20 protein-coding genes are annotated in these 22,367 nt (G+C 63.0%); 5 read left to right on the plus strand and 15 right to left on the minus strand.

Translation table 11 applies throughout. The annotated features are described in order from the left end of the window. Positions 1 to 115 precede the first annotated feature (115 nt). The 3 genes from creC to rloA2 all read right to left on the minus strand — a co-directional run bounded on the left by creC (position 116) and on the right by rloA2 (position 2,918). Positions 116 to 1,537, minus strand: coding sequence for a two-component system sensor histidine kinase CreC (creC, locus tag IF690_RS27405; protein WP_202698169.1), 1,422 nt, complete (start codon positions 1,535 to 1,537; stop codon positions 116 to 118). Beyond that, positions 1,537 to 2,217: a two-component system response regulator CreB gene (gene creB / locus IF690_RS27410; RefSeq protein ID WP_202698170.1), complete on the minus strand. Its 681-nt coding sequence runs from the start codon at positions 2,215 to 2,217 to the stop codon at positions 1,537 to 1,539. Before creB ends, creC begins: the two co-directional genes overlap by 1 nt. 200 nt (positions 2,218 to 2,417) lie before the next feature. Next, the gene (rloA2, locus tag IF690_RS27415; protein ID WP_202698171.1) at positions 2,418 to 2,918 is read right to left on the minus strand and encodes a retropepsin-like aspartic peptidase RloA2; all 501 of its coding nucleotides are present in this window, start codon (positions 2,916 to 2,918) and stop codon (positions 2,418 to 2,420) included. Positions 2,919 to 3,131: 213 nt separating this feature from the next. On the opposite strand from rloA2, the gene yihG reads away from it, so the two are divergent. Beyond that, entirely contained in the window at positions 3,132 to 4,019 is an 888-nt protein-coding gene (gene yihG, locus IF690_RS27420) for a 1-acylglycerol-3-phosphate O-acyltransferase, YihG family (RefSeq protein WP_202698172.1), read from the plus strand. On the opposite strand, the gene IF690_RS27425 is transcribed toward yihG, so the two are convergent. Continuing rightward, on the minus strand, positions 4,020 to 4,592 hold the full coding sequence (locus IF690_RS27425; RefSeq protein WP_009051218.1) for a DUF2780 domain-containing protein: 573 nt from the start codon (positions 4,590 to 4,592) through the stop codon (positions 4,020 to 4,022). Positions 4,593 to 4,919: 327 nt separating this feature from the next. Between IF690_RS27425 and IF690_RS27430 the strand changes: the two genes are divergently transcribed. Beyond that, positions 4,920 to 5,486 carry a hypothetical protein gene (locus IF690_RS27430; protein ID WP_202698173.1) on the plus strand — a complete coding sequence of 189 codons (567 nt, stop codon included), beginning with the start codon at positions 4,920 to 4,922 and terminating at the stop codon, positions 5,484 to 5,486. Between the two features lie 61 nt (positions 5,487 to 5,547). On the opposite strand, the gene fdhA is transcribed toward IF690_RS27430, so the two are convergent. The 8 genes from fdhA to IF690_RS27470 all read right to left on the minus strand — a co-directional run bounded on the left by fdhA (position 5,548) and on the right by IF690_RS27470 (position 15,877). Then, on the minus strand, positions 5,548 to 6,747 hold the full coding sequence (gene fdhA, locus IF690_RS27435; protein WP_007931017.1) for a formaldehyde dehydrogenase, glutathione-independent: 1,200 nt from the start codon (positions 6,745 to 6,747) through the stop codon (positions 5,548 to 5,550). 220 nt (positions 6,748 to 6,967) lie between these two features. After that, positions 6,968 to 7,825 (minus strand): formyltetrahydrofolate deformylase, encoded by an 858-nt coding sequence (purU, locus tag IF690_RS27440; protein WP_009051219.1) that lies wholly within the window; start codon positions 7,823 to 7,825, stop codon positions 6,968 to 6,970. Positions 7,826 to 7,985: 160 nt separating this feature from the next. Beyond that, positions 7,986 to 8,618, minus strand: coding sequence for a sarcosine oxidase subunit gamma (locus tag IF690_RS27445; RefSeq protein WP_023969182.1), 633 nt, complete (start codon positions 8,616 to 8,618; stop codon positions 7,986 to 7,988). Between the two features lie 156 nt (positions 8,619 to 8,774). Next, the gene (locus IF690_RS27450) at positions 8,775 to 11,792 is read right to left on the minus strand and encodes a sarcosine oxidase subunit alpha (RefSeq protein WP_023969183.1); all 3,018 of its coding nucleotides are present in this window, start codon (positions 11,790 to 11,792) and stop codon (positions 8,775 to 8,777) included. Continuing rightward, positions 11,789 to 12,118 (minus strand): sarcosine oxidase subunit delta, encoded by a 330-nt coding sequence (locus tag IF690_RS27455; RefSeq protein ID WP_202698174.1) that lies wholly within the window; start codon positions 12,116 to 12,118, stop codon positions 11,789 to 11,791. The genes IF690_RS27450 and IF690_RS27455 overlap by 4 nt, the downstream gene beginning before the upstream one ends. A gap of 156 nt (positions 12,119 to 12,274) precedes the next feature. After that, the gene (locus IF690_RS27460) at positions 12,275 to 13,525 is read right to left on the minus strand and encodes a sarcosine oxidase subunit beta family protein (protein ID WP_202698175.1); all 1,251 of its coding nucleotides are present in this window, start codon (positions 13,523 to 13,525) and stop codon (positions 12,275 to 12,277) included. A gap of 23 nt (positions 13,526 to 13,548) precedes the next feature. Next, positions 13,549 to 14,802: a serine hydroxymethyltransferase gene (gene glyA, locus IF690_RS27465; protein ID WP_023969186.1), complete on the minus strand. Its 1,254-nt coding sequence runs from the start codon at positions 14,800 to 14,802 to the stop codon at positions 13,549 to 13,551. 331 nt (positions 14,803 to 15,133) lie between these two features. After that, positions 15,134 to 15,877, minus strand: a complete 744-nt coding sequence (locus IF690_RS27470) for a TraX family protein (RefSeq protein WP_202698176.1) — start codon at positions 15,875 to 15,877, stop codon at positions 15,134 to 15,136. A gap of 227 nt (positions 15,878 to 16,104) precedes the next feature. On the opposite strand from IF690_RS27470, the gene IF690_RS27475 reads away from it, so the two are divergent. After that, entirely contained in the window at positions 16,105 to 17,145 is a 1,041-nt protein-coding gene (locus IF690_RS27475; RefSeq protein WP_009051226.1) for a threonine aldolase family protein, read from the plus strand. A 169-nt stretch (positions 17,146 to 17,314) separates the two neighbouring features. Further along, positions 17,315 to 18,139: an SDR family oxidoreductase gene (locus IF690_RS27480; protein ID WP_202698177.1), complete on the plus strand. Its 825-nt coding sequence runs from the start codon at positions 17,315 to 17,317 to the stop codon at positions 18,137 to 18,139. 128 nt (positions 18,140 to 18,267) lie between these two features. Here the strand turns inward: IF690_RS27480 and gbcB are convergent, their stop codons facing one another. Continuing rightward, a complete protein-coding gene (gbcB, locus tag IF690_RS27485; RefSeq protein ID WP_023969192.1) occupies positions 18,268 to 19,368 on the minus strand; it encodes a glycine betaine monooxygenase reductase subunit in 1,101 nt (366 codons plus the stop codon). Positions 19,369 to 19,649: 281 nt separating this feature from the next. Here gbcB and gbca point away from each other — a divergent pair, with 281 nt between their 5' ends. Next, positions 19,650 to 20,942, plus strand: a complete 1,293-nt coding sequence (gbca, locus tag IF690_RS27490; RefSeq protein WP_202698178.1) for a glycine betaine monooxygenase oxygenase subunit — start codon at positions 19,650 to 19,652, stop codon at positions 20,940 to 20,942. Between the two features lie 74 nt (positions 20,943 to 21,016). On the opposite strand, the gene IF690_RS27495 is transcribed toward gbca, so the two are convergent. Continuing rightward, the gene (locus tag IF690_RS27495; RefSeq protein ID WP_202698179.1) at positions 21,017 to 21,295 is read right to left on the minus strand and encodes a hypothetical protein; all 279 of its coding nucleotides are present in this window, start codon (positions 21,293 to 21,295) and stop codon (positions 21,017 to 21,019) included. Between the two features lie 24 nt (positions 21,296 to 21,319). Then, on the minus strand, positions 21,320 to 21,940 hold the full coding sequence (locus IF690_RS27500) for a hypothetical protein (RefSeq protein ID WP_023969195.1): 621 nt from the start codon (positions 21,938 to 21,940) through the stop codon (positions 21,320 to 21,322). Between the last annotated feature and the right edge of the window lie 427 nt (positions 21,941 to 22,367).

Raw genomic sequence — 22,367 nt, forward strand, 5'->3', positions numbered from 1 at the left:
AACCGAGCGCAGCCTCGCAGGCTCGGCAGCGGCTACATGGACTGCGCGCATCTTGTAGCCGCTGCCGAAGGCTGCGATCGGGTGCGAAGCAGTCGCAAACGGTGCACGCGCTGGCTCAGAGGGGAAACAGCAGCGTCACTTCAACGCCACCTTCCACATTGCCGATCCGCATCTGGCCGCCATGCAGTTGCACCACTTCTTCGACGAAGTTCAGCCCCAGGCCGGTGCTTTTGCGCCCGCTGTCGGGCCGTGGCAGGGAGTAGAAACGTTCGGTCAGGCGTGCCAGGGCGTAGTCCGGGATCGGCTCGGCCTGGTTGAACAGGCTGAATCGCAGTTGGTCGCCCGTTCTGCCGGCGCTCAAGCGCAACATGCCACCGGCGGGGGTGAAATCCAGGGCGTTCTCCAGCAGGTTGCCCAGGGCCTGGCGCAGCAGGAATGCCTCGCCCGACAGCTTCAGCCCCGGCTCGATGCGCTGTTCGACCTGCAAGCCCTTGCCCTCGATCCGCGCCTTCTGGCTGTCCAGCACCTGGTTCGCCAGGTCCGCCAGCGGCACCGCCTCCCGCTCTTCCAAGCCATGGCGCTGTTCGATCTGCGCCAGGTTCAGCAAGCGCTCGATCAAGTGCTGCATGCGCGCGCTTTCGCTGTCGATGTTGCTGACGAAACGGGCGCGCTGCTCGCCGGGCATCTCACTCTGCAACAGTTCCGCCGCCCCACGAATCGCCGCCAGCGGGCTTTTCAACTCGTGGGTCAGGGTGTGCACATAACGCTCGACATAAGCCTTGCCCTCCAGCTGGGTGCGCATGTGCTCCACCGCCGTGGCCAGTTGCTCCAGCTCGCCGCCGCGGTAGTGCGGCAGCTCGGCGCGGCGACCTTCGCTGACCGCCTGGGCATAACCGGTCAGGCGGCGCAGGGCGACGCTCAGCCACCAGGACAGCAAGGCGCCGAACAGCAGGCCGAGGCCGATCAGGCCGGCGCCGTACCACAGCAGGCGACGTTCGGTACGGTCGACGTAGGGTTGCAGGGAACTGTTGGGCTTGGCCACGGTGACCACGCCGATGATCCGGCCGTTGTCGCGAATGGGCGCGCCGACATGCATCACCGAGGAGCTCGGGTCATCGGCCACGCTGCGCGAGGAACGCGCGCCGTATTGGCCGCGCAGGGTCAGGTACACATCGTTCCAGCGCGAATAGTCCTGGCCGACTGCCAGGCCGCTGGAGTCCAGCACCACCTTGCCCTGGGCGTCGGTGACGTAGATGCGGTGGTTGACCTGGTTTTTCGGCAGGCCCCAGATAGTCGCCGCCGGCTGCCGCTCGCCATAGGCCTTGAGCAGTTCCGGCCAGCGGTTCTCGCTGAGGGTGCCGGCCTTGAAGTCGTCACGCAGGATCTCCGCCAGCAGGTTGGCGGTGTCCACCAGGGTTTCTTCGGTGGACTGGCGCACGCCCGGGCGGATTTCCTCCATCACCGTGCTGAGCACGAAATAGCCGGTCAGGCCGACGAACAGGACGTAGACCAGGAAAATCCGGATTCCCAACGGCATCAGCTGTGCCCCGGGCTGTAGCTGTAGCCCAGGCCGCGATGGGTCTGGATCGGCTCGGCATCGGCCGCTACCAGCCGCAACTTGGCCCGCAGGCTCTTGATATGGCTGTCGATGCTGCGCTCGTAGCCGGCATCCGCCGCCACCCCCAGGGCATCGAGCAACTGCTCGCGGCTGAACACCCGCTCGGGTTGCTCCAGCAGGCAATGCAGCAGGCGGAATTCGTGGCGGGTCAGGCTCAGGGGCTGGCCGCGATAGCTGATCTGGAACTTGTCGGTATCGACCTGGAACGGCGAGGCAGGCGCCTCGACCACGGCTCGCGGCGCCATGCGCTTGAGGATGGCCTTGACCCTTGCGGCGACCTCGCGCGGGCTGAAGGGCTTGACCACATAATCGTCGGCGCCGATTTCCAGGCCCACCACCCGGTCGATTTCACCGTCCCGGGCACTGAGGAACATCACCGGCACCTCGCTGAAGCGCCGCAGCTGCTTGCAGGTTTCGAAGCCGCTGATATCCGGCAGGCCGATGTCGAGAATCAGCAGGTCCGCTGGCGTGCTGCGCTGATAGTCCAGCGCCGCCTGCCCGAGATTCAGCCAGGTGGTACTGAAACCTTCACCCTGCAGGGCAAAAATCAGCGTATCGGCAATCGCCGCTTCGTCTTCGACAATCAGGATATGAGGCATGGCATCCAAGCACGAGAAGTAAGTGCCAGAACGGTGCCGGATGCCTCATGCGCCGTCAATCAGACCTTGTGAAAGCGTAGCGAGCGAAAGCAAGACAAGGCGAAAACAGGCGAGGAAGCGGAGTGTAGGAGCCTACATGAGCATTCCGAGCCTGTTTTCAACGCAGTCTTGCTGAGCGCAGTAGCTTTCACAGGGTCTGATCAGCAGTCGGGTTTGTCGGCGGTATAACGCCGGGCCGGGTTCACCGCCGCGCCGAACTCGCGCAGGGCCTTGGCGCCGATCAGCAGCGGGTAGTTGAAGCTGCTGCGGTCGGTCAGGTTGACCTCGACGGTGCGCTTGACGCTGCCCAGGCACATTTCCAGGTCGACCACCGGACGCTTGGCCACCTGGGCTTCTTCCTTGTCTTCGTCTTCATCGGCGCGGTTCTTGATCTTGCTGATCCGCGCCACCTTGTGTTCGTAGACCTTGCCGTCGGCATCCTTGGTCGCCAGGCGGAAGCGCACCCACTCCTCGCCATCGCGGGTGAAGGTCTCGATATCCTTGGCCGACAGCGAGGCGGTCAGGGCGCCGGTGTCCATCTTGGCCTTGAGGGTTTCGCCGATTTCCGGCAGTTGAATGTATTCGTAGCGCCCGTAGAGGGTCGGCTCGGCGGCCATGACCGGCAGCGCCAGCAAGGACAGGAGGGCAAGGACGGATTTCACGTGAGCAGATTCCTTGGAAAGTGGGCAGCAGGATTTTAGACCGTGGCCGGGCAATTGGTTCGGCTCGCGAGAAAACCCGGAAACCACCCTGGTCGGCGAGATTGACCGCCAGCATATCCCGACATACGTGAAACATTCGTCAGCACATCAGGATTTGGCCTGCCTGGCGAAGGTGCTTATCATGGCGCGCCCAAACGCTTGCAAGAGTTCCTTATGCGCCGCCTGCTCACCGGCTGTTTCGTCACCCTGCTGCTGTTGCTCAACACCCTGGTCCTGTTCGGGCCGCTGATGGTGTTCGCCCTGCTCAAGCTGGTCCTGCCAGGGCGCCTGCGCGACCATGCGTCGAAGGCGGTGATGTGGATTGCCGAAACCTGGGCCGAAATCGACAAACTGATCTTCGCCCTGTGCATTCCCACCCAGTGGGACATCCGTGGCGGCGACGACCTGCGGGGCGACACCTCATACCTGGTGATCAGCAACCACCAGTCCTGGGTCGACATCCCGGCGCTGATCCAGACCCTCAACCGCCGTACCCCCTTCTTCAAGTTCTTCCTGAAAAAAGAACTGATCTGGGTGCCTTTCCTCGGCCTTGCCTGGTGGGCCCTGGATTACCCCTTCATGAAGCGCTACAGCAAGGCCTTCCTGGCCAAGAACCCGGAACTGCAAGGCAAGGACCTGGAAATCACCAAGGCCGCCTGCGAGCTGTTCAAGCGCCAGCCGGTCACCGTGGTCAACTACCTGGAAGGCACCCGCTTCACACCGGCCAAGCGTGAGCAGCAGCAATCCCCCTTCGATCAACTGCTCAAGCCGAAGGCCGGCGGCGTGGCGTTCGTGCTGGCGGCCATGGGCGAACAGCTCGACGCCATCCTCGACGTGACGGTGGTCTATCCGCAGCAGAAGATTCCCGGTTTCTGGGACCTGATCAGCGGCAACGTGCCGCGGGTGATCGTCGATATCCAGACCCGTGAGCTGGATCCGGCGTTGTGGCAGGGAGATTACGAAAACGATCCGGCGTTTCGCCAGACCGTCCAGAACTGGGTCAACCAGCTCTGGACCGAAAAGGACCGGCGCATCGACGCCTTGCGCGCCGAGCGCCGTTGATCAGCTGCCGCTGCCGACGCCCCAGATCCCGCCCAGGCTGTTGAGCAGCGAACCGCCCACGCCCTGCTGCCCCAGGAATTGCAGGAGCACCGGGGCGAACTGGCCGATCATGCCGCTGTCCATGCCCAGGGCGCTGAACGCGCTGTTCAGGTCATTGGTGTTCTGCACGTTACCCAGCGCGCTCTCCAGACCGGCGGTCTTGCTGCCACCGCTCTGCCCGAGCAGGCCACTCAAGGCGCCCAGGCTGCCCAGTGCGTTGCCGCCCGAGAGCTTGTCCAGCCCCGGAACGCTTTTGCTCAGTTGCGAGTAGTCGGTGCTGCTCAGCTGGTTCTTCGCCAGGCCCAGCATCGCGCCGGTACCGCCGATGGCCTGTTCCGGCGTGACATCCAGTTGCGAGAGCGCACTGAGCAGATTGGCAGTCTGCGAGGTTGGAGCGGCAGCGGCGGCCTTGTCGCCACCCTGCATGCTGGACACCGCATTGGCGGCATCGCTCAGGCTGAAGCCTGCGGCAAAAACCGGGCTGGCACCCAGGGTCAGCAACGTAGCCAGTGCAACACTGCGGGAAATTTTCATCGAGACAACCTCTTGAGCATGAAAACCACCCGATATTGGGTGGGAAAAAGCAGCCATTTGACTGATGGCCAATAGGAATGTTCCCGGTCGCCGATCACAGATCATCGGAAGTTCATCGGTCTAGCGCGAAGATCGATTTTTAACCATGCACGACAAAGCCTGAGTCAATGCCGAGGCCGGTTTTATTGCGAGCAAGCTCGCTCCAGCGCAGAAGCGGCCCCTGACCAATAACCTGGTAAAGATGTTTCTGAAAAGTCTCAGCATGATCCCCATGCAACCGAGTCTATGATTTCGCTGTTTTCGTCAAAGCAGCCACAGCAAACCACAATGAAAAAAATCCTGTATTCACTCTTGGCCATTGCACTCATCTCCATCGTGACCTGGCGCGTCTGGTCGCCGGTCGATGATTTGGCCTGTGCAGGCCAAACGGTAGCCAACGGCCCGCTGACCCGTTTCGTTACCGACTACTTCAAGCAAGGCGATGGCAGAGCCTGGCAAGAAGACACCAACGTCTTCGATATCCTCGCCGAACCCACGGCCAGCAGCATCACCCAGCAGCCGCAAGCGTATTACTGCGAAGCGCTCGGTCTGCTTGAAAGCCCGACACGCACGCAGTCGGAGAAGGTCTATACCTCGATCCTGATGCTGAATCTGCCCATCGACCATTACCTGGGCCTCATGGATCACAGCCACAGGTTTTATAAAGAGGGGCGGATCGATGACACGGTGCTGGGGTTCGTTCTTAAACCGAGAGGAACCGCGCTCAACTATTGGTGGCTGCCGCAATGGCGCTCTCGCTTCAACCGGGATGCGCCGTCTGTGTTCCCTCCACCCGACATTGCAGAAATACTGTCCGGAAAGTACTGGTTCCACTATCCAGGCGCAGGTTTCTAATCATCGAAAACAGCCATAAAAAGGGCGACCCGAGGGTCGCCCTTTTTGCTGCGCTAAAGGATTACGCCGCGCTGAACAGCTTGTGCGGGTCGATGACGAATTTCTTCGGCACGCCGGCGTCGAATTCGCCGTAGCCGCGCGGGGCGTCGTCCAGGCTGATGACCTGCACGCCGACCACTTCGGCGATGTTGATGCGGTCCCACATGATGGCTTGCATCAGTTGGCGGTTGTACTTCATCACCGGGGTCTGGCCGGTGTGGAAGCTGTGGGACTTGGCCCAGCCGAGGCCGAAGCGGATGCTCAGGCTGCCCATCTTGGCCGCGGCATCCACCGCGCCCGGGTCTTCGGTGACGTAGAGGCCGGGAATACCGATCTTGCCGGCGACCCGCACCACGCCCATCAGCGAGTTGAGCACCGTGGCCGGCGCTTCATGCTGGGCACCGGCATGGCCATGGCCGCGGGCCTCGAAGCCCACCGCGTCGACCGCGCAATCCACTTCCGGCTCGCCGAGCAGGGCGGCGATCTGTTCGTGCAGCGGGGTGTCCTTGGACAGGTCGGCGATTTCAAAGCCCTGGGCCTTGGCGTGGGCCAGGCGCACCGGGTTGACGTCGCCAACGATCACCACCGCCGCGCCCAGCAGGCGAGCGGACGCAGCCGCGGCCAGGCCTACCGGGCCGGCACCGGCGATGTAGACGGTGCTGCCCGGGCCAACGCCGGCCGTCACCGCGCCGTGGTAGCCGGTCGGCAGGATGTCGGACAGGCAGGTCAGGTCGCGGATCTTCTCCATGGCCTTGTCGCGGTCCGGCAGTTTCAGCAGGTTGAAGTCGGCGTAGGGCACCAGCACGTACTCGGCCTGGCCGCCGGTCCAGTCGCCCATGTCGACGTAGCCGTAGGCACCGCCGGCGCGAGCCGGGTTGACGGTCAGGCAGACCCCGGTGTGTTGCTCCTTGCAGGAACGGCAGCGCCCGCACGCCACGTTGAACGGAACCGAGACCAGGTCGCCGAGCTTCAGGTTCTCGACGTCGCTGCCCTTCTCCACCACCTCGCCAGTGATTTCGTGCCCCAGGACCAGGCCGACCTGGGCAGTGGTACGGCCGCGCACCATGTGCTGGTCCGAACCGCAGATATTGGTGGATACCACGCGCAGGATGACGCCGTGCTCGATCTTCCTGCCACGCGGGTCCTGCATTTTGGGATAGTCGATTTTCTGTACTTCGACCTTGCCATTGCCGAGATACACGACACCACGATTACCAGACATGCTTTCACCTCGCTGTTGTTTTTATGAAACCGCACCGCCGGAAAAAGGCGGCGCGTAGAGTGCTCGGGTACAGATGCTGTTTCGTCTTCAAAATCGCTACTCTGCAGCCGCTGCCGCAGGCTGCGATAAGCCCGGGCCACGCTGGTCGAAGGGCCTTCCAGGGCCCTCAAGAGCGGCGCCCCCTACGGGGTCGATCGCAGCCTTCGGCAGCGGCTACAGGTCATAGAACCACTGTTCGATTGGCGTTGAGGAACACCCGTCGCTCGATGTGATAACCCACGGCCCGCGCCAGGGTCAGGCCCTCGATATCGCGTCCCTTGGCAATCAGGTCCTCGGGGTAGTGACTGTGGTCCACCACTTCCACGCCCTGGGCGATGATCGGGCCTTCGTCCAGGTCGTTGTTGATGTAGTGCGCGGTGGCGCCCACCAGTTTCACGCCCTTGTTGTAGGCCTGGTGATAAGGCTTGGCACCCTTGAAACCGGGCAGCAGGGAGTGGTGGATGTTGATCGCCTTGCCATCGAGCTTGCGGCACAGCTCCGGCGACAGCACTTGCATGTAGCGCGCAAGGATCACCAGTTCGGCGCCGGATTCCTCGATCACCTGCCACACCTGGCGCTCCTGGGACGGCTTGTCGTTGGGGTCCAGGGGGAAGTGGTAGTACGGGATCTGGTGCCAGTCGGCCAGGGGCTTGAGGTCCGGGTGGTTGGACACCACCGCCACCACATCCATCGCCAGTTGGCCGATACGCTGGCGGTAGAGCAGGTCGTTGAGGCAGTGATCGGCCTTGGAGACCATGATCACCACTTTCGGACGATGCTGCGGCGGGGTCAGCTCGACGTTCATGTCGAAGGCCCGGGCGCGCTCGGCCAAGCCGTCGCGCAGGCCCTGCTCGTTGAAATCCTCGGGCTGGCGGAACTCCACGCGAATGAAAAAACGCGCCGAAAGCCGGTCATCGAAGGAGTGGTGCTCAGTGACGTAGCAGCCCTGCTCGAACAGAAAGCGGGTCACCGCATCCACCGTGCCGAGCACGCTGGGGCAGTCGGCAGTCAGAATCCAGGTATCGGGTGCACGGCTCATGCGGGGTGACTCCTGTTCGTTGATCTCTCGGTGAAGCGGCACATCCCTGTAGCCGCTGCCGAAGGCTGCGATAAGGTCCGAAGGACCTTCCAGCGCCCTCAAGAGCGACGCCCCCTGCGGGGGCGATCGCAGCCTGCGGCAGCGGCTACAGGAATTTGTGTTACGCCTGGATGCTGAGGCCGTATTCGGCGGCGGCATCCTGCAGCCACAACCACCAGTAATCGGAGAAGCTGCGGCGGATCACCAGTTCCCAGGTGTCTTCGCCCATGCGGCGGATCACCAGTTGCGACTTGGCGAACACGGTGCCGACAGCCTTGCCCACCGGGAAGTTGTTGGGGTGCACGTCGTAGCTGGTGGACTTCATCAGCACTTGGCGCACGTTCGGGCCGGACAGCTCGAGAATCTGCTGGCCGCCACTGACGTTGACGATCTGGATATGCAGGTCGCCCAGCGCTTCGCGCAGTTTTTTCTCGGCGGCGAATTCTTCACCGCTCGGCACCACCAGCAACCACTCGTCCGGCCCCATCCACTGCAGGCTGGTTTCACCCTTGGCAACCACGGTCAGGGCCACTGGCAGCTCCAGGCCCAGGGCCTGGTGCACGCCGGAAGCGAAGGCCGGGTCATGAGCATCGCCACGGATGGTCAGGTGGCCGAGGAGTTTCTTCTCGCGCAGGGTCACGCCTGCATTCTTGCGGCCCTTGCCCACCAGGCTGGCGAGGTCGGCATGGTGCAGCGACGACTCGGCTTTGGCGCCAGTGGTCGGGCGCTGTTGGTAAACGTTGACTGCGGTCATAGAGCACCTGTCTTGAAATTCTGTTGTGCGAAAACCACCGATCCTGTAGCCGCTGCCGCAGGCTGCGAACGACTGCGAAGCAGGCGCCGCTCTTGATGGCGCCGGAAGGTTCTTCGAACCTTATCGCAGCCTTCGGCAGCGGCTACAGGACCTTTGTTAAACGTTCTGGCGATCGCCTTTCGGATCGAAGAACACCGACGAAACGATTTCCGCCTCGATCACCGTGCCATCGGCCAATGGCGCGAACACCCGCTCGCCCATGCGCTTCAGGCCGCCCTTGACCACGCCCATGGCAAACGAATAACCCAGGGAGTTATGGGCATAGCTGGAGGTCACGTGACCGACCATGCTCATCGGGATCGCCTGCTTGGTGTTGAACACCAGTTGCGCGCCTTCCGGCAGCCACTGGTTCGGGTCGATCGGCTTCAGGCCCACCAGTTGCTTGCGCTGGTCGCGCACGCAGTCTTCGCGGTTCATGCCACGCCAGCCGATCCACGAGAACGGCTTGGTGCGACCGACGCACCAGCCCATGTTCAGGTCGTCCGGGGTCATCGAGCCGTCGGTGTCCTGGCCGACGATGATGAAGCCCTTCTCGGCCCGCAGTACGTGCATGGTTTCGGTGCCGTACGGGGTCAGGTTGTACTTCTTGCCGGCCTCGACGATCTGCTCCAGCACGCCCATGGCGTAGTCGGCCTGGACGTTGATTTCGTACGACAGCTCGCCGGTGAAGGAGATGCGGAACACCCGCGCCGGCACGCCGCCCACCAGGCCTTCTTTCCAGGTCATGAACGGGAAGCCGTCCTTGTCCAGGTCGATGTCGGTGACTTCGCTGAGCAGCTTGCGGCTGTTCGGCCCGGACAGGGTCATGGTCGCCCAGTGGTCGGTGACCGAGGTGAAGTACACCTTGAGGTCCGGCCATTCGGTCTGCTGGTAGATCTCCAGCCATTGCAGGACCCGCGCGGCGCCGCCCGTGGTGGTGGTCATGATGAAGTGGTTGTCGCCGACGCAGGCGGTCACGCCGTCGTCGAAGACCATGCCGTCTTCCTTGCACATCAGGCCGTAGCGCGCCTTGCCCACATCGAGCTTGGTCCAGGCGTTGGTGTAGATGCGGTTGAGGAACTCACGGGCGTCCGGGCCCTGGATGTCGATCTTGCCCAGGGTCGAGGCGTCGAGCAGGCCGACACTGTCGCGCACCGCCTTGCACTCGCGCTTGACCGCGGCGTGCATGTCCTCGCCGTTCTTCGGGAAGTACCAAGGACGCTTCCACTGGCCGACGTCCTCGAACTCGGCGCCGTTCTTCACGTGCCACGCGTGCAGCGCGGTGAAGCGCACGGGTTCGAAGATGTGCCCGCAATGACGACCGGCCACCGCGCCGAAAGTCACCGGCGTGTAGTTCGGACGGAACATGGTGGTGCCCATCTGCGGGATACTCACGTTCAACGAGCGGGCGGCGATGGCCAGGCCGTTGACGTTGCCGAGCTTGCCCTGATCGGTACCGAAGCCCAGCGCGGTGTAGCGCTTGACGTGCTCGACCGACTCGAAGCCCTCGCGGGTCGCCAGCTCGATGGCGGCGGCGGTGACGTCGTTCTGCAGGTCGACGAATTGCTTGGGTGCCCGCGCGGTGCCTTTTTCATGGGGCACCTGGAACAGCGCCAGGGTTGGCTCCTCCAGACGGCTCAGGGCCTTGGGCAGTACCGCTTCCACAGCCTTGAAACCCGCTTCGCTGGCGGCGCGCACGCCACCTTCGAAACCGTCGGCCAGGGAATCGCCGAGGCTGTAGACACCGTTGATGCCACCGACGCACACGCGTTTCTGCGGTGCTTCGCCCGGTACGAAACCGAGGATGTCTTCACGCCAGATCGGCTTGCCGCCCAGGTGCGACGCCAGGTGCACCACCGGGCTGTAGCCGCCGGAGCTGGCAATCAGGTCGCAGTCCAGCCACTCGCCCGGGCTGGTGACTTTGTGCGCCTTGACATCGATCGCCGCAACGCGGGCGCCGGTCACATGCTTGCTGCCACGGGCTTCGATCACCGCACTGGAAGTGAGGATGCGAATGCCCTTGGCACGGGCTTCTTCCACCAGCGCGCCGCGTGGGTTGTGACGGGCATCGGCGATGGCCACCACTTGCAGGCTGGCGTCGAGCCAGTCCAGGGCCACGCGGTAGGCATGGTCGTTGTTGGTGCTCAGCACCAGCTTCTTGCCCGGCGCCACGCCGTAGCGGCGCACGTAGACCGAAACCGCGCCGGCCAGCATGTTGCCCGGCACGTCGTTGTTGCCATAGACCAGCGGACGCTCGCAGGCGCCGGTGGCCAGCACCACGCGCTTGGCACGCACCCGGTGGATGCGCTGGCGCACCTGGCCGATCGGCGCGCGATCGCCGAGGTGGTCGGTCAGGCGCTCGTGAATGGTCAGGAAGTTATGGTCGTGGTAGCCGTTCACGGTGGCCCGTGGCAGCAGGGTCACGTCCGGCAGCGACTTCAGCTCGGCGACCACGGTGGCGACCCACTCGGCCGCCGGCTTGCCGTCCAGGCTTTCGCGGCTGTCCAGCAGGCTGCCGCCGAACTCTTCCTGCTCGTCGGCGAGGATCACCCGCGCACCGCTGCGCGCGGCAGCCAGGGCCGCGGCCAGGCCGGCAGGGCCGGCGCCGACGATCAGCACGTCGCAGTGCTGGTTCATGTAGTCGTAGGTGTCCGGATCGTTCTCGGTCGGCGAGCGCCCCAGGCCCGCGGCCTTGCGGATGTACTTCTCGTAGGTCATCCAGAACGATTGCGGGTACATGAAGGTTTTGTAGTAGAAGCCCGGCGGCATCAGCTTGCCGCCGACCTTGCCGAGGATCCCCATCATGTCGTTGTTGACGCTCGGCCAGCCGTTGGTGCTGGTGGCGACCAGGCCCTGGTACAACGCCTGTTGGGTAGCGCGCACGTTAGGAATCTGGGTGGCTTCGGTGGCGCCGATCTGCAGCACCGCGTTCGGCTCTTCGGCACCGGCGGCGAAGATGCCGCGAGGCCGGGAATACTTGAAGCTGCGACCGACGATGTCCACGCCGTTGGCCAGCAGGGCGGCGGCCAGGGTGTCGCCTTCGAAGCCTTTGTAGGTCTGGCCGTTGAAGGTGAAGCTGAGGACTTTGTTGCGGTCGATGCGTCCGCCGTTGGACAGGCGATTGGACTGGCTCATACCTTCTCTCCCAGAGCCTGCGTGGCCGCTTTCGGGCTATCGGTCTTGTCGGTGAATTGCGGCTTGGCGCCGATCTTGTAGGTTTCGAGAATCTCGTAGGTCACGGTGTCGCGGGTGGCGTTGAAATACTGACGGCAGCCGGCGGCATGGATCCACAGCTCGTGGTGCAGACCGCGAGGGTTGTCGCGGAAGAACATGTAGTTGCCCCACTCCTCGTCGGTGCAGTTGTTCGGATCCAGCGGACGCGGGATATGCGCCTGGCCGGACGAATGGAATTCCTCTTCGGAGCGCAGTTCGCCGCAGTGAGGACAGAAGATGTGCAACATAGGGATTTCTCCTATCAAGCCTCTTGAAAACGTAGCGAGCGAAGGCAAGACAAGGCAAAAACAGGGGAGAAAGCGGAGCTTAGTTTACTAAGTGAGCATTTCGAGCCTGTTTTTAACGCCGTATTGCCGAGCGCAGTCGTTTTCATGAGGCCTTTGTTAGTGGGCGACAGCTGCAGCGCCGTGTTCATCGATCAGCGCACCGTTGTGGAAACGGTCGATGGAGAAAGGTGCTGCCAGCGGGTGCATCTCACCCTTGGCCAGGCTCGCGGCGAAGACGTTGCCCGAACCCGGGGTGGCCTTGAAGCCGCCGGTACCCCAGCCGCAGTTGAAGAACATGTTCGGCACCGGAGTCTTGGAGATGATCGGGCAGGCGTCCGGGGTGGTGTCGACGATGCCGCCCCATTGGCGGTTCATGCGCACCCGCGAAAGGATCGGGAACATCTCGACGATGGCCTGGATGGTGTGCTCGATCACCGGGTACGAACCGCGCTGGCCGTAGCCGACCCAGCCGTCGATGCCGGCGCCGATCACCAGGTCGCCCTTGTCGGACTGGCTGATGTAACCGTGCACCGCGTTGGACATGATCACGCTGTCGATGATCGGCTTGATCGGCTCGGACACCAGCGCTTGCAGCGGGTGCGACTCGATCGGCAGGCGGAAGCCGGCGAGCTTGGCCATGTGCCCGGAGTTACCGGCGGTGACCACGCCGACGCGCTTGGCGCCGATGAAACCCTTGTTGGTTTCCACGCCGATGCACACACCGTTTTCCTTGCGGAAGCCGATTACTTCGGTCTGTTGGATCAGGTCCACGCCCAGGGCGTCGGCGGCACGGGCGAAGCCCCAGGCCACGGCGTCGTGACGGGCCACGCCGCCACGGCGCTGGACGGTGGCGCCCATCACCGGATAGCGGGTGTTCCTGGAGCAGTCCAGGTACGGAATCTCGTCCGCCACCTGCTTGGCGTTGAGCAGCTCGCCATCCACGCCGTTGAGGCGGTTGGCGCTGACCCGACGCTCGGAATCGCGGATGTCCTGCAGGGTGTGGCACAGGTTGTAGACGCCGCGCTGGGAGAACATCACGTTGTAGTTGAGGTCCTGGGACAGGCCTTCCCACAGTTTCATCGCGTGCTCGTACAGGTGCGCCGACTCGTCCCACAGGTAGTTGGAACGCACGATGGTGGTGTTGCGCGCGGTGTTACCGCCGCCCAGCCAGCCTTTCTCGACCACGGCGACGTTGGTGATGCCGTGCTCCTTGGCCAGGTAGTAGGCGGTCGCCAGGCCATGCCCGCCACCGCCGACGATGACCACGTCGTAGACCTTTTTCGGGGTCGGCGTGCGCCACATGCGCTGCCAGTTTTCATGGTGGCTGAGGGAGTGCTTGAAGAGGCCGAAGCCCGAGTAGCGTTGCATAGTCATTTACTCCAAAACCGCACTCAGCGATAAACCGGGAAGTCCGCGCACAGGGCCGATACCTGGCGAGCGACATTGGCCTCGACATCGGCGTCGCCGAGGTGGTCGAGGATGTCGCAGATCCAGCCGGCCAGCTCCACGCACTGGGTAACCTTGAAGCCGCGGGTGGTCACCGCCGGGGTGCCGATACGCAGGCCGGAGGTCACGAACGGCGACTGTGGATCGTTCGGGACAGCGTTCTTGTTCACGGTGATGTGGGCGCGCCCCAGGGCGGCGTCCGCATCCTTGCCGGTGAGGCCCTGACGGATCAGGCTGACCAGGAACAGGTGGTTGTCGGTGCCGCCGGACACTACATCGTAGCCGCGTTTGATAAATACGCCGGCCATGGCCTGGGCGTTGTCGATCACTTGCTGCTGGTAGGCCTTGAAGCCAGGCTCCAGCGCTTCCTTGAAGCACACCGCCTTGGCGGCGATCACGTGCATCAGCGGGCCGCCCTGGGCGCCAGGGAATACCGCGGCGTTGAGCTTCTTCTCGATTTCTTCGTTGGCCTTGGCCAGGATCAGGCCGCCACGCGGACCGCGCAGGGTCTTGTGGGTGGTGGTGGTGACCACATCGGCGAACGGGATCGGGTTCGGGTACAGGCCAGCGGCGACCAGACCGGCGACGTGGGCCATGTCGACGAAGAGATAGGCGCCGACCTTGTCCGCGATCTGGCGGAAGCGTGGGAAGTCGAGGGTCTTGGAGTAGGCCGAGAAGCCGGCAACGATCATCTTCGGCTTGTGCTCGACAGCCAGGCGCTCGACTTCGTCGTAGTCGATCAGCCCGGTGTTGGTGTCGATGCCGTACTGCACGGCGTTGTACAGCTTGCCCGAGGACGACACCTTGGCGCCGTGGGTCAGGTGGCCGCCATGGGCCAGGCTCATGCCCAGGATGGTGTCGCCGGCTTGCAGCAGGGCCAGGTACACGGCGCTGTTGGCCGAGGAACCGGAGTGCGGCTGGACGTTGGCGTAGTCGGCGCCGAACAGTTGCTTGGCGCGCTCGATGGCCAGGGCCTCGACCTTGTCCACGTGCTCGCAGCCACCGTAGTAGCGCTTGCCCGGATAACCTTCGGCGTACTTGTTGGTCAGGCCGCTGCCTTGCGCTTGCATCACGCGCTTGCTGGTGTAGTTCTCCGACGCGATCAGCTCGATGTGATCTTCCTGACGTTGCTCCTCGGCATTCATGGCCGCCAGCAGTGCATCGTCATAACCCTGGATTTGGTCTTGCTTGCTGAACATCGCGTCTCTCCCAGCGGCGGCGGTGCGCCTTTCGTCTCGGTGAGGCACGTACCCTGCGGTAGTGCCCTTTGGATGCGATGGTATGACCGGCGCTGCCCGGTCAAATGCCTATGGACGCCACGCAAAGGTGCGTTTACGACATGGCCTGGCGCAGAGAGACAAATGCTTGCGCGCGCCACAGGCCGAAGGCTCTAAATCAGTGGCTTGCCCGCGACCGCCAGCCCCCGCCACCGACCAATGGCGCGACAGGCTTTGGGTGGCGTGTCGCATCTGTAGCCGCTGCCGAGCCTGCGAGGCTGCGGCTACAGGGCCGCAGCGACAATGCTCGCCATCAGGCCAGCAGGTTGCGCAGCATCAGCAGCAGGAGGAAATGCCCGGGATACAGGAGATAGGCCCAGCGCCGCATCGGTGGCGGCGAAAGACCGTGCAACCGTCGCAGGATCTCCAGCCCCAGCCACGGCGCCAGCACACAGGCAACCAGCGCCCAGGCCGCCACCTGGTTGCCCTGGCGCGCCGCCGGCAGCAGGCTTTCCCACTGATTGGCCGCCAGGCACAGCAGCCCCGGCAGCAGCGCCCAGTACCAGCGGCGCCGCAACACGATTAACAGCGCCAGCGGCAGCAATACGCCGAACAGGCCGAACATCAGGTAGCGGTCGAACAACCCGCCCAACAACGCCGCGATAATCCCCAGCCACAGCGCCAGCCCGCCGCGCTGCTGCCAGGCCCGGGCCACCAGCAGGCCAAGGGCCAGGGTCGGCAGCACATTCAGGGTATCGGGGTCGGGAATGTACAGCCGGTACGGCACTTCGCTGAACAGGCTGAACAGCAGCAGCCAGCCCAGGTAACGCCATTGCCCCGCGCCCTCGCGACCCACCGCGCCGGCCCGCGCCACATTGGCCGCCAGCGCCAGGCAGAACCAGGGAAACGCCAGGCGCCCGGGCACATACAGCAGATCGAGGCTCCAGCCGACGTAGCGCAGGTGATCGAGCACCATGCCGAGCAACGCCAGCCACTTGAGCAGGTCCAGGGCGCCATCGCGCCGGGCGGCCAGCGGGGTCAGCATCGGGTCTGGCATATATCCTCATGGCCTGTGCATTTTTCACCCATAAACAGAGCGTGTGCTCCCCCGCCAATCTTGGGTAAAGTGGCGCTCCACCGATCTCTGCGGGGCCTGCGCTGTCCTGCTGGCCCAGACCTCGTTGCGGACCGCTTTACCCAAGGGCGCTCCTTACCCAGGAGCGCCTTATCCGGAGCCCTTTATCGAAGGACTCCCCTTTCGGACCCTTAGCACGGAAGACGGCCATGACCGACAAGAGCCAACAATTCGCCAGCGACAACTATTCCGGCATTTGCCCCGAGGCCTGGGCGGCCATGGAACAGGCCAATCGCGGCCACGAACGCGCCTATGGCGACGACCAGTGGACCGCGCGCGCCGCCGATTATTTCCGCAAACTGTTCGAGACCGACTGCGAGGTGTTCTTCGCCTTCAACGGCACCGCCGCCAACTCCCTGGCCCTGTCGTCGTTGTGCCAGAGTTACCACAGCGTCATCTGCTCGGAAACCGCCCACGTCGAAACCGACGAATGCGGCGCGCCGGAATTCTTCTCCAACGGCTCCAAGCTGCTGATCGCCGGCACCGAGAACGGCAAGCTGACCCCGGACTCGATCCGCGACATCGCCCTCAAGCGCCAGGACATCCACTACCCCAAGCCACGGGTGGTGACCCTGACCCAGGCCACCGAAGTCGGCAGCGTCTATACCCCGGAAGAAATCCGTGCCATCAGCGCCACCTGCAAGGAGCTGGGGCTCAACCTGCACATGGACGGCGCACGCTTTTCCAACGCCTGCGCCTTCCTCGGCTGCTCGCCCGCCGACCTGACCTGGAAAGCCGGAGTCGACGTGCTGTGCTTCGGCGGCACGAAAAACGGCATGGCGGTGGGCGAGGCGATCCTGTTCTTCAACCACAAGCTGGCCGAAGACTTCGACTACCGCTGCAAACAGGCCGGCCAACTGGCCTCGAAGATGCGCTTTCTGTCGGCGCCCTGGGTCGGCCTGCTGGAAAACGACGCCTGGCTCAAATACGCCCGCCACGCCAACCATTGCGCACAGTTGCTGGCCGAGCTGGTGGCGGACATTCCAGGGGTGGAGCTGATGTTCCCGGTACAGGCCAACGGCGTGTTCCTGCAACTCTCGGAACCGGCCATCGCCGCGCTGACCGCCAGGGGCTGGCGCTTCTACACTTTCATCGGTAAAGGCGGCGCGCGCTTCATGTGCTCGTGGGACACCGAAGAAGCGCGGGTACGCGAACTGGCCGCGGACATTCGACAGGTCATGGCCGGCTGAAACGCCCTCGCTGATGCTCCCCCGCCCTGCGCCCCGGTCAACTGGCCGGGGCCACTCCCGCCGCAACCCGCTTTTCGCCCCTGTCCCGCACGCACCGCCAGACATGAACTAGATTGACTGGCGAGCCGCTGTACCCGCTCGGATAACGACAATAATCAGGAGCGCATCCATGTCCTTACAAGGCAAGACCCTGTTCATCACCGGCGCCAGTCGTGGCATCGGCCGCGAGATCGCCCTGCGGGCGGCGCGGGACGGGGCCAATATCGTGATCGCGGCGAAAAGCGCCGACCCTCATCCCAAGCTGCCCGGCACCATCTTCAGCGTGGCCCGCGAGGTCGAGGCGCTGGGTGGCAAGGCCCTGGCCCTGCAAGTGGACGTGCGTGACGAAGAGCTGGTGCGCCAGGCCCTAGCCAAGGCCGCCGGGCATTTCGGCGGCATCGATGCGCTGGTCAACAACGCCGGCGCGATCAAGCTGACCGGGGTGCAGCACATCGAACTCAAGCGCTTCGACCTGATGCACCAGATCAACACCCGCGCCGTGCTGCTGTGCAGCCAGGCCGCCCTGCCCTACCTGAAAAGCAGCGGCGGCCACATCCTCAACCTGTCGCCGCCACTGAACCTGGCGAGCAAATGGTTCGCCCAGTACAGCCCCTACACCGTGACCAAATACGGCATGAGCATGCTGACCCTGGGCATGAGCGAGGAATTCAAGAACTACGGCATCAGCGTCAACTCGCTGTGGCCGCAGACCATGATCGCCACCGCCGCCATCGAGTTCCAGCTGGGTTCACGCGAATCGTTCAAGCATGCGCGCCTGCCTGCGATCATGGCCGATGCGGCCCATGCGATCCTCTCCAGCAGCCAGCGCCGCATCACCGGGCGCTTGCTGATAGACGAGGAAATACTGCGCGAACAGGGGGTGAGCGATTTCGCCCATTACCGTTTCGATCCCGACAGCAACGAAGCGCTGATGACGGATCTGTTTATCGATTGAAAAAACGCAGGGCGCCAATCGCGAGCAAGCTCGCTCCTACAGGTCAGGTGCAGGACCTGTAGGAGCGAGCTTGCTCGCGATGAACGATAACGCGATCCCAAGCCACGCCCGGGACCGGAAACGTTCGCTCAATACTCGACCCGCACGTCGCCCTTCGGCACGCTGCAGCAGGACAGGATGTAGCCTTCGGCTTCGTCTTCCTCGGTGATGCCACCGTTGTGGTCCATCTCCACTTCCCCGCCCAGCTTGAGCACCTTGCAGGTGCCGCAGATGCCCATGCCGCAGGCCTTGGGGATCATCAGGCCAAGCTTGGCCGCGGCGGCGTGGACGGTTTCGCCCGGCGCCACGCGGATGCTCTTGCCGGAAGCGGTGAACTCCACCTGGTGCAGGTCGGCGGCGTCGATTTCCGGCGCCTCGGCGGCCTGCTCGGCCTGCTCCACGGCGTCGGCACGGGCTTCCGGCGGCGTCGCGCCGAAGGACTCCTCGTGGTAGCGCGACATGTCGAAACCGCTGGCTTCGAGCAGGCGCTTGACCGCGTTCATGTAAGGGGTCGGGCCGCAGCAGAACACCTCGCGTTCGAGGAAGTCCGGCGCCATCAGCTCCAGCATCTTGTGGTTCAGGTAGCCGCGATAACCGGCCCAGGGCTCGCCCAGGCCATGTTTCTCGCAGATCAGGTGCAGGCTGAAGTTGTCGATCCGCGACGCCATGTGCTCCAGCTCGCGGTGATAAATGATGTCCTTGGGCGAGCGCGCGCTGTGGATGAACACCATGTCGACATTGCCGTTGGTGTCGTAGAACCAGCGCGCCATGGACATCACCGGGGTGATACCGACGCCGCCGCTGAGGTAGAGGACTTTCGGGCTGGGGAAGTCGATGGCGTTGAACAGCCCCACCGGCCCGTGCACCGCCAGCTCCTGGCCTTCGTGCAGGGTGTCGTGCAGCCAGTTGGACACCTTGCCGCCAGGGACGCGCTTGATGGTCACCGAGAAGCTGTACGGCACCGAGGGCGAGCTGGAAATGGTGTAGGAACGCATGATCGGCTGGCCTTCGATCTCCAGTTCCAGGGTGACGAACTGCCCCGGCTTGAAGAAGAACATGATCGGCTGGTCGGCCATGAAGCAGAAGGTGCGCACGTCCCAGGTTTCCTGGATGACTTTGACGCAACGGACGATGTGTCGGCCATTGGCCCAGGTCTGGGTGGTTACCGGGTTCAGGAAGTTGTTGGACATGCTGATCTCCACGGCCGACTGCCGGCCTTTATGGTGACGATTGTGCGCAGGCCCATAAACACCCATTTACCTATCCGCGACATTCACATGCTTATCGCGACCAGCCCCCAGCCACCGGGGCTTGCGCGTCGGGAACAGATTGGGCCATGTCGCCCATGGATAAGGTTCCGGGCAGCGCCGGCCCCACACTCGCCCCAACACAAACAGTTTCTTTACACCTTGCGCTGCAACCCTGATCAGCCACTTTCGCGGCCACGCAGATGGCCTTGAGGAATTCATCGATGGACACCGCAAAAATCAGCCTGGGCGACCCGCTGGAACCCGCACGCAAGGCCACCGCGCAAATGCTCCAAGAACGCGAGCGGACCTTCTCCCTGCCGCAGCCGTTCTACTGCGACGAGCGCCTGTTCGATATCGACATGCAGGAGATCTTCCAGAAGGAATGGCTGATCGCCGGCATGACCTGCGAGATCCCGACCAAGGGCAACTACCTGACCCTGCAGGTCGGCAAGAACCCGATCATCGTGATCCGTGGCGCCGACGGCGTGGTCCATGCCTTCCACAACGTCTGCCGCCACCGCGGTTCGCGCCTGTGCACCAGCGACAAGGGCAAGGTCGCCAAGCTGGTCTGCCACTACCACCAGTGGACCTACGAGCTGGACGGCCGCCTGCTGTTCGCCGGCACCGAGATGGGCGCCGATTTCGACATGAAGCAGTACGGCCTCAAGCCGGTGAACGTGAAGACCGCCGGTGGCTACATCTTCATCAGCCTCGCGGAAAACCCGCCGGCCATCGATGACTTCCTGGCGACCCTGACGCACTACATGGAACCCTACGACATGGAGAACACCAAGGTGGCGGTGCAGACCACCTTGATGGAAAAGGCCAACTGGAAGCTGGTGCTGGAAAACAACCGCGAGTGCTACCACTGCGGCGGTTCGCACCCGGAACTGCTGAAAACCCTGCTGGAGTGGGACGACGTCACCGACCCGCGCGCCGACCAGGCGTTCAAGGACCACGTGGCTGCCTCCGCCGCCGCCTGGGAAGCCGAGAAGATCCCTTACGCCCACGCCAGCTTCGGCCTGCGTAACCGCATCGTGCGCATGCCGCTGCTCAAGGGCACCGTATCCATGACCATGGACGGCAAGCAGGGCTGCGCCAAGCTGATGGGCCGGATCAAGAACCCTGACCTGGGCTCGATGCGCATCCTGCACCTGCCGCACTCGTGGAACCACTGCATGGGCGACCACATCATCGTGTTCACCGTGTGGCCGATCAGCGCCCAGGAAACCATGGTCACCACCAAGTGGCTGGTGCACAAGGACGCGGTCGAGGGTGTGGACTACGACGTCGAGCGCATGCGCCAGGTGTGGGACGCCACCAACGACCAGGACCGTCGCCTGGCCGAAGAGAACCAGCGCGGCATCAACTCCACCGCCTACCAGCCAGGCCCGTACTCCAAGACCTACGAGTTCGGCGTGGTCAACTTCGTGGACTGGTACAGCGAGCGCATGCTGAACAACCTCGGCGCCGAACCGGCTCCCTACCTCAAGGGCGTACCGGTTCAAGGCTGAAGGCTTCTGCCCCGCCGATAAAAAACCGCGAGCATGCTCGCGGTTTTTTTTTTGCGGTTTCACGTTGTCAGCAACTACCAGTTCCAGGAATGGATGATGTCCTGTGCCACCTCGAAGATACCCTTGAAGTCTTCGGCATTGGGCGCGCGCTTATAGTTCGGATCGATATGTCGCAGTAAATCGTCATATAAGCCGTCGATTCTTTCCTGGGTTCTTTCCTTATCGTGCTGACGCAGTACATCGAGTCGTGCCTTGTTATCGGCCAGCGCCCTGTCTTCCTCGATATAAAAAGCCCTGTCCCACTCGAGCTTGTAAGGATCGATAAAAGGCGGCGGGCCAACGGGTTTAACCATAAGCCACCTCCGAAGCTGCGCAGTTCAGGAGAACCAGCCGGTGATCCAGCTGACGACGGAGTTGAAGGTATTGGTTATTTTCTCCCAGACATTCTTCAGCCATTTGATGATGTTCTTCCCGATGTCGACGAAGAAGTCGGCGATCTTGTCCAGCACGGCATTGAACAAGTTGCCGAAGGTCTCCATGAAGCCGACCACGGCATCGGCGCTTTGTGGATAATCGCTGACCAGGGCGATTGCTTCGTCATACATCTTGTCGATGCGTTTTTCCGCGGCGGCCTTGTCCCGGTTACGCAGTTCCTCGAGTTTTTTCTTGTAGTCCGTGGTATCGGTCGAGCCCGAGTTCTGGAAGTGCTCCGTGGCCTTGGTCAGCTCGGATTCCGACTGGTCGGCCTGCGCTTCCCCCGTCTTCCGGGCCTTGGGCTCGAGGGCGCGTACCGCGGGATCGTTGGAGCTGGTGGTGACGTAGAGGCTACGCAGGTGAATCTGCTGCAGGTGAGGCGAAGCCATCAGCAGGCCCCTGGCCTCGCCCCTGGATCTTTTCTTGGCGTGCCCGCGCATTTCATTGAGCAACTCGATATAGGCTTCCTTGCTGGGCGCGGCAGCGGCCTTGGTTTTGGGTTTGGCTTTGGATGCTTCGGACATGTCAATAACTCCTTGTAATTGAATACATGCACACTTGTGCCTTTGCTCGCGGAATCGCAACAACTTCCAGGGCGTCCGCGACTATCCCAAGCCCATAACCCAGAACCAACCGTCGTTAAATACCGGTACTCAACAGGCTTTCAAGAAAGCCTTGAACTTCATCAACCAGGAGGGGCTTTGGAAATAGCTTCTTCACCGATCGACAGGCTCGGTGTCAGCTATCGGAGAACGCTAGAGACAAATGATGTTTTTCACTTTTGACTCCTGTCATGGACTTTCCTGAGGGGTTGTCGAGAACTCGACTAACACCCTTGATAATCCGCCCACTTCTTGTGGTGAGAGCAAGTAAAGTCTTGGCCCCATTGCATGTCAAACAGCCCTCCATACCCAGAGGAAACTGTATTTATGCTGGCTGGATATATAAGCC

It is taken from the genome of Pseudomonas sp. SK3(2021), assembly GCF_016772375.1.
GTDB classification, from domain to species: Bacteria; Pseudomonadota; Gammaproteobacteria; order Pseudomonadales; family Pseudomonadaceae; genus Aquipseudomonas; species Aquipseudomonas chlororaphis_I.